General features: G+C 49.0%; 7 protein-coding genes and 1 pseudogene. 1 reads left to right on the forward strand and 7 read right to left on the reverse strand.

All coding sequences use genetic code 11. The features are described from left to right. The 7 genes and pseudogenes from FDW87_RS22800 to leuO form a co-directional block, all read right to left on the reverse strand. Positions 1-101 (reverse strand): annotated as a pseudogene (locus FDW87_RS22800) (cell division protein FtsL); the annotation flags it as partial. Further along, positions 98-1,039 carry a 16S rRNA (cytosine(1402)-N(4))-methyltransferase RsmH gene (gene rsmH / locus FDW87_RS15985; RefSeq protein ID WP_016155687.1) on the reverse strand — a complete coding sequence of 314 codons (942 nt, stop codon included), beginning with the start codon at positions 1,037-1,039 and terminating at the stop codon, positions 98-100. The gene rsmH and the pseudogene FDW87_RS22800, both read right to left, overlap by 4 nt. Before the next feature lies 1 nt (position 1,040). Beyond that, the gene (gene mraZ, locus FDW87_RS15990) at positions 1,041-1,499 is read right to left on the reverse strand and encodes a division/cell wall cluster transcriptional repressor MraZ (RefSeq protein ID WP_005124560.1); all 459 of its coding nucleotides are present in this window, start codon (positions 1,497-1,499) and stop codon (positions 1,041-1,043) included. A 613-nt stretch (positions 1,500-2,112) separates the two neighbouring features. Continuing rightward, positions 2,113-3,117, reverse strand: a complete 1,005-nt coding sequence (gene cra / locus FDW87_RS15995; protein ID WP_016151689.1) for a catabolite repressor/activator — start codon at positions 3,115-3,117, stop codon at positions 2,113-2,115. Between the two features lie 176 nt (positions 3,118-3,293). Continuing rightward, on the reverse strand, positions 3,294-3,785 hold the full coding sequence (gene ilvN, locus FDW87_RS16000; protein WP_003829566.1) for an acetolactate synthase small subunit: 492 nt from the start codon (positions 3,783-3,785) through the stop codon (positions 3,294-3,296). A gap of 2 nt (positions 3,786-3,787) precedes the next feature. Next, entirely contained in the window at positions 3,788-5,512 is a 1,725-nt protein-coding gene (gene ilvI, locus FDW87_RS16005; protein WP_016151688.1) for an acetolactate synthase 3 large subunit, read from the reverse strand. Positions 5,513-5,830: 318 nt separating this feature from the next. After that, entirely contained in the window at positions 5,831-6,778 is a 948-nt protein-coding gene (leuO, locus tag FDW87_RS16010; RefSeq protein WP_016151687.1) for a transcriptional regulator LeuO, read from the reverse strand. 654 nt (positions 6,779-7,432) lie between these two features. Here leuO and leuL point away from each other — a divergent pair. Beyond that, the gene (gene leuL, locus FDW87_RS23320) at positions 7,433-7,519 is read left to right on the forward strand and encodes a leu operon leader peptide (RefSeq protein ID WP_049269161.1); all 87 of its coding nucleotides are present in this window, start codon (positions 7,433-7,435) and stop codon (positions 7,517-7,519) included. Positions 7,520-7,555 lie beyond the last annotated feature (36 nt).

A 7,555-nucleotide genomic window follows, 5' to 3' on the forward strand; every position in this document is an offset into this window, starting at 1 on the left:
CGCAAAAGATCGTCACCGATCACGCCAGGCAAGGCATGGCGCTCGTTGCTTCCTATCGATCCTTTAACTTTGCTGAGGGCTTCTGTCACTCTGCTGATCATGCGTTCGTCCTCTCTGCAATACGCAGAACTGAACTACGGGCACGAGGATTTTCAGCTACCTCTTCTTCACCCGGCATCATCTTGCCTAGTGCTCTTAACTCACGGCCGCCCAGCTTTTTGATCTGCGCTTCGGTCATCGGTATTCCAGCCGGAACCTGAGGACCACGGCTTTGTTCGCGCATAAAGCGTTTCACAATGCGATCTTCAAGCGAATGGAAACTGATTACCGAAAGGCGACCACCTGGTGCCAGCACGCTGAGCGAGCTTTTTAGCGCCTGCTCTATCTCCTCCAGTTCACTGTTCACCCAAATGCGCACCGCCTGGAAGGTACGGGTCGCGGGATGTTTGAATTTGTCTTTCACCGGCATTGCCGCCGCAATCACTTCCGCCAGCTCTTTAGTGCGGGTCATCGGTTCGATGCGGTTGCGCTCTACGATGGCGCGAGCAATACGTTTGCCGAAGCGCTCTTCGCCAAAGGTTTTAATCACCCAGGCAATGTCTGCTTCATCGGCGGTTTGCAGCCATTCGGCCGCTGACTGACCGCGTGTTGGGTCCATACGCATATCTAACGGACCGTCACGCATAAATGAGAATCCGCGCTCAGCATCATCAAGCTGTGGAGAAGACACCCCAAGATCGAGAAGAATCCCGTCGATCTTACCGGTAAGTCCGCGCTCGGCGACATAATCAGCCAGCGCAGAAAAAGGACCATGGACGATGGAAAAACGGGGATCGGTAATCGTCTTTGCAACGGCAATCGCCTGCGGATCGCGATCGATGGCCAGTAAACGCCCCGCTTCGCCAAGTTGCGAGAGGATCAGACGTGAGTGACCACCGCGACCAAATGTCCCGTCAATGTAGATGCCGTCTGGACGAATATTCAGGCCGTTTACGGCTTCATCCAGCAACACCGTTGTATGTTTATAATTTTCCATCATTTTATAGAGACAAATCCTGCAATCGTTCCGACAGCGCGCCGGTAACAGACTGCTCAGCGTCGATATCTTCCTTGACCTGTTGATACCAGGTCGTTTCATCCCACAGCTCAAACTTATTGAACTGCCCAACCAGCATCACTTCTTTCGTTAGCCCTGCGTGTTGCCGCAGAATGGGCGCTATCAATAATCGGCCAGCGCTATCCATCTGACATTCGCTAGCATGACCCAACAACAGGCGCTGTACGCGACGCTCAACTGGATTCATGCTCGACAGACGCGATAACTTCTGCTCGATAATTTCCCATTCAGGCAGGGGGTACAGCAGCAGGCACGGGTGATGGATGTCAATGGTGCAAACCATTTGACCGGTAGCGCTCTCGAGCAGTTGATCCCGATAACGGGTAGGCACAGATAAGCGCCCTTTACTGTCGAGATTAACTAACGTTGCTCCCCGGAACATGCCAGCCTCACCCCCGATTACCACTTTATCCCACAAATTCCCACTTAAAGGAGTTTACGGAGCGGAGGAAAACCTTGTCAAGCAAGTCACGGCGCTTAGCGGAGCAAAAAACCCATTGTTTACGGCTAATATCAGCGTTGAACAAATTCCGTACAGCAAACGAAGCAAATTAACGTCATGAATATTTGTAAGAAAAAAATCCAACAACTCATGATTGTTTAAAACAACTGAATATCATCAAAAGAAAAATATAAAGTGTCAGTTTGCGACGCGAGCGGCATTTTAGGACAATATGCAGCGAGATAACAGTACCAGTTAATCAGTCTGTACGCCGCACAGGAGCGAGATAAGGGCGAGATTGTCGCAACACACCAGTAAAGTGTTTGTTAATTCGGCAAATCCCTACATGCTTGTAACAAAATAATACAACCGTAACGCATCGTTACGTCTCAATTACCCAAAAATGGATAGTTGCATTTTTAATTCGGCATAATAGAAGAATCAATTTCAGATAATTCTAAAGAATATTCTTAATTATAATGCGGTTATTTCCGAGAACGGGATAATTGATGATGTCAGAGGCTTATCCGCCGACATCATCAATTGAGGCAACTTAGTTACGGCTTAGAATACCGCGACGGTACAGATTACGCCGTATACGCGTTAAACCTGGTTTGGGTTTACGCGGCTCATCCAGGCTTGCCAACACAATCTCCAGCACGCGTTCCGCGACATCTCGATGGCGCTGCGCCACCGCCAGTACCGGGCACTGCAGGAAGTCGAGCAGCTCGTGGTCGCCAAAAGTCGCAATCGCTAAATCAGACGGTAACTGCCCGTCGCGGCGCAGGGTCACATCCATCACCCCCTGCAACAGGGCAAACGACGTGGTAAACAGCGCCTGAGGCATTGGATGCGTTTCCAGCCATTTATCAAATAACTGCGCGGCCGCCTCCCGCTCATAGCTGTTGGCATAGAGAAAATGCACTTCACGTGGATCGTCCTTCCACGCGGTACGGAAACCCTGTTCGCGCAGGAAACTGACGGACAATTCAGGAAGAGCCCCCAGATAGAGCACGGTTTCAGCAGGGAATTTACGTAACTCCTCCGCCAGCATCTGCGCATCATCCTGGTCAGCGCCCACCACGCTGGTGAAATGTTCACGATCCAGCGCGCGATCCAGCGCCACAATCGGGAATGAACTGTTCGCCCAGCGCTGATAAAACGGATGTTCAGGCGGCAAGGAAGTCGAAACGATAATGGCATCAACCTGACGTTGTAAAAGATGCTCAATACAGCGCATTTCGTTATCCGGCTGATCTTCAGAGCAGGCAATCAGTAGTTGATACCCGCGCTGACGCGCCTGGCGCTCCAGATAGTTTGCAATCCGGGTATAGCTCGTGTTCTCGAGATCCGGGATCACCAGCCCGATAGAACGTGTGCGTCCAGCACGCAGCCCGGCCGCCACGGCATTCGGATGGTAATTATGCTCACGCACCACCGCCATGACTTTTTCAACCGTTTTGTCGCTTACGCGGTATTGCTTTGCTTTGCCGTTAATAACGTAGCTTGCAGTCGTTCGCGAAACGCCGGCCAACCGAGCGATTTCATCCAGTTTCACAATTGCCCCTTGCGTAAAATGTACAAACCATAACCTTTGAGATGGCATGGGTTAAACTTCTTAACATCTAAGCGCAGAATAATGACTGCGGCAACCGCTTTTGTCTCTGGTTACTGCTGATTTCGCAAAAAAAAAGCAACCGATAGCCAATGCATCTCGCGTAGGTCAGGTAAGCGTTAGCGCATAATTTTATCGCCGCGGGAAAGCCCCACCACGCCGGAACGGGCAACTTCCACGATTTTGGCGACTTCCCGTAGCGTTGCCAGAAACGCATCCAGCTTATCGCTGGTGCCCGCCAGCTGTACGGTGTAGATCGACGGCGTAACATCGATGATTTGCCCACGGAATATCTCCGTGTTGCGTTTCACCTCTTCCCGGCCATAGCCGCTAGCCTGGATTTTCACCAGCATGATTTCTCGTTCAACGTGGGCGCCCTGCCCCAGTTCGCTGACGCGCAGAACATCCACCAGTTTGTGTAGCTGCTTTTCGATCTGCTCCAGGACTTTCTCATCCCCTACCGTTTGAATCGTCATCCGCGATAAGGTCGGGTCGTCAGTCGGCGCGACGGTCAGGCTTTCAATGTTGTATCCGCGCTGGGCGAAGAGGCCAATCACACGTGACAATGCACCCGACTCGTTTTCCAGCAATACTGATAATATCCGGCGCATAATCAGGTCCTCTCCGTTTTACTTAACCACATTTCGTCCATCCCGCCCCCACGAATCTGCATCGGGTAGACATGCTCACTGCCGTCGACGGTGACATCAACAAACACCAGGCGATGGTTACGCACATGTTCCAGCGCTTCGCCCAGCTTGCTCTCCAGTTCGCCTGGATGATTAATCTGGATACCGATATGCCCATAAGCTTCAGCAAGGCGCACAAAATCAGGTAGCGACTGCATGTAAGACTGGGAGTGACGCCCGGAGTAAATCATGTCCTGCCACTGTTTGACCATGCCGAGATAGCGGTTGTTAAGGTTGAGCACCAGTACCGGTAGCTCATATTGCAGCGCCGTCGACAGTTCCTGGATGTTCATCTGAATGCTGCCATCCCCGGTGACGCACACCACTGTTTCATCCGGCAGCGCCATTTTCACCCCTAACGCCGCGGGTAAACCGAATCCCATGGTGCCGAGGCCGCCTGAGTTAATCCAGCGGCGTGGTTTATCGAACGGATAGTAAAGTGCGGCAAACATTTGATGCTGGCCAACGTCAGAGGTCACGTATGCATCCCCTTTCGTCAGACGCCAGATGGTTTCAATCACCGCCTGCGGTTTAATACTTTCACTTTGCGTGTCGTATTTCAGGCACTGACGAGCGCGCCAGTGTTCGATCTGTTGCCACCAGTCACGGTTATCATCCAGCGGCTGCTGCGATTTCTCCTGCGGCAGCAGTTCAAGCATCTGATCCAGCACCAGGCGAGCATCGCCCACAATCGGAATATCCGCAGTGACGGTTTTTGAAATAGAGGTCGGATCGATGTCAATATGCAGCACGGTCGCATTCGGGCAATATTTTGCCAGATTATTGGTCGTTCGATCGTCAAAACGAACGCCGACGGCAAAGATCACATCAGAATGATGCATGGTCATATTCGCTTCGTAAGTACCATGCATGCCCAACATTCCCAGCGCCTGGCGATGCGTGGCCGGAAACGCGCCTAACCCCATCAGCGAGGAGACAACCGGCAGATTAAGTGCTTCGGCAATTTGCCCCAGTTGTTCGTGACAGGCGGCATTCACCGCGCCACCACCAACATAGACAACCGGTTTCTTCGCCGCGACCAGCGTCTGCAAAGCACGTTTTATCTGTCCTTTGTGCCCGGTCGTTGTCGGGTTATACGAACGCATACTCACCGACTCCGGCCAGCTATAAGGCAGTTTTTTCGCCGGATTCAGAATATCTTTCGGCAAATCCACCACCACCGGCCCCGGACGACCGCTTGCCGCCAACCAGAAGGCTTTTTTCAGCACCTGCGGGATATCTTCCGTTTGTTTAACCAGAAAACTGTGTTTTACCACCGGGCGGGATATACCCACCATGTCGCACTCCTGAAAGGCATCGTAGCCAATCAGGGAGGTGGCGACCTGGCCGGAGAGGATCACCAGCGGAATGGAATCCATATATGCCGTTGCAATCCCGGTGATCGCATTGGTTGCCCCTGGTCCGGAAGTGACCAAAACGACGCCCACTTCTCCCGTGGCACGCGCCAGGCCATCAGCCATATGTACTGCGGCTTGCTCATGACGGACTAACACATGATCAATACCGCCGACCGTATGCAATGCATCATAAATATCGAGGACGGCCCCCCCGGGATAACCGAATACCTGCTTCACACCCTGATCGATAAGCGATCGGACGACCATCTCGGCTCCAGACAACATCTCCATGGCTTGCCTCACTCTTATAATGAATTACGGTTTAACAACACATTAACCGCTGACGATGACGCATGGCAATTGACTCCGAAGAGGTGGCACTGGAGTAAATAAGAATAAAACGGAGGTAAGAATTGAATAAATGGAGAATTAAACCAGCATAAGCAATTGATATGATAAATAATCGCTTAAAAAGGGGGACTTACAGCAATTAGTCTATTTTTTTACACTTTCGGACATACGTAAAAAGTCGAGTTCAGCACAAAATTTTAGATATAAAGATAAAAGCAGAATAAACCAGATGTATTCCCCGATTTATTCTGCCAGCGGCTACTTCTTACAGACGGAGACCAACAGTTCTTCCATCCATTGATGTCCTTTATCGCGCCCCGCAGCCTCATGCCAGGAAAGATAACATGTGCGGCTGTTCAATTTTAAAGGTAAAGGCAATATCTGCAGTTCTAAAGAATCGGCGAACTCTTCCGCCAACCAACGCGGCGCAATAGAGACCAGGTGCGTTTGCGACACAATATTAAGCACGCTGATTAATGCCATTCCCTGATAAGCCACGCAGGATTGTTTATCCGGTGTGTCATACCACGGCTGGCTGAATGAGGCGAAGCGATCGAGCGAAACCACGGCATGCTGTTCATGATAGAGATTGCTTTCCAGCAATGGGCCACTAATGCGCGGATGTTTTTTGCTTGCCACTAACACCATTTCGTCATTGAATAACGGAACACTGGTAAATTCCGGACGACGGAATTCTTCATAGCTAATAACAAACTCAGTTTCCTGATAACGTAATTGGTGCTCGGTATTTAGATTTAGTGAAGATTTAAAAACGACATTAATGTTCGGCGCGACTTGTTCAACTCGATTATAAATCAACGAAGTAAGAATATTATCCAATGGACTGCATACGCAAAGATTGAATACACGCTCGCTGCTGGTAGGTTCAAAGCCGGAACCAGGCAGTTCATTCTGCACTAATTGCAATGCCTGACGAACGGAGCCAAACAGCTGGAAGGCTCTTGCTGTCGGCTGGATTCCACGGCCATAACGAACAAAAAGCTCATCGTTAAACATGACTTTCAGGCGTGCGACCGCATTACTGACAGCGGGTTGCGACATCCCCAGCGTATGTGCAGCACGCGTAATATTTTGTTCCTGCATCACCGCATCAAAAACAGTTAATAAATTAAGATCAACCATGCGAAGCTGTGGCTTCCCCATCTCTATGAGATTAGATTTATCTATTATTTTTACTTCTGGCATATTTAACTCCACTGTCACTCTAAACTCCCTTTTCCCAGACGGAGTGCAGAAATAATCTCCGTTAATATGATTTACCATGCATATAAAATAAGAAAAAGGAAAAACATTAAAATTAGGAAAACATAAAGGCACAAATCTAAATGTACAAAAGAACACCACAAGCGTAGTGCGGCAGATGTCACTGCGCGATGATTCATATGTTTAAATTTCGAAAACAATATAACCATAAGCGTGGCGAATACACAATCATACGCACAGTGAATACGTATTTAAGTTTTAATTAAACATTTCTATTATTAACACATTAAAAGTTAACATTAATTTATCAATTATTGGGTAACACATTGGTTTCATCCATTCAAAATGAATATAAAAGCTGATAAATCATAAAGATATGAAATCCCAAATGAGGCGTTATCTTTAGTTCTTCGTTACCATAAATGCAAATAAATATGCTTAAATATGTCAAACCGTGAAAAATATGTTCAACGATCAGATGATTAATTTTATATACCCTGAGAAATTCAGCACAATTCGCTTAAGTTTATCAGAAACCTTCCCCCTTAACGGGAGCATTTGCAGACAATGGGGTTGACATCAGTCTTCATATCCAGTACCACTAAAAGCATATCGCATTCGCCTGGAGCTTGATTGATGACTTACATTGCTCGTTTTATCGGTCTACTACTACTAAACGCATTCTCATTGCGCGGTAGACTGGTGGACGACATTCAGCATTAAGTCAGCTCCAGTTAAGACAAAAAACCCGCGCCGTTG

Source organism: Citrobacter sp. wls826, from assembly GCF_005281245.1.
GTDB lineage: Bacteria > Pseudomonadota > Gammaproteobacteria > Enterobacterales > Enterobacteriaceae > Citrobacter > Citrobacter braakii.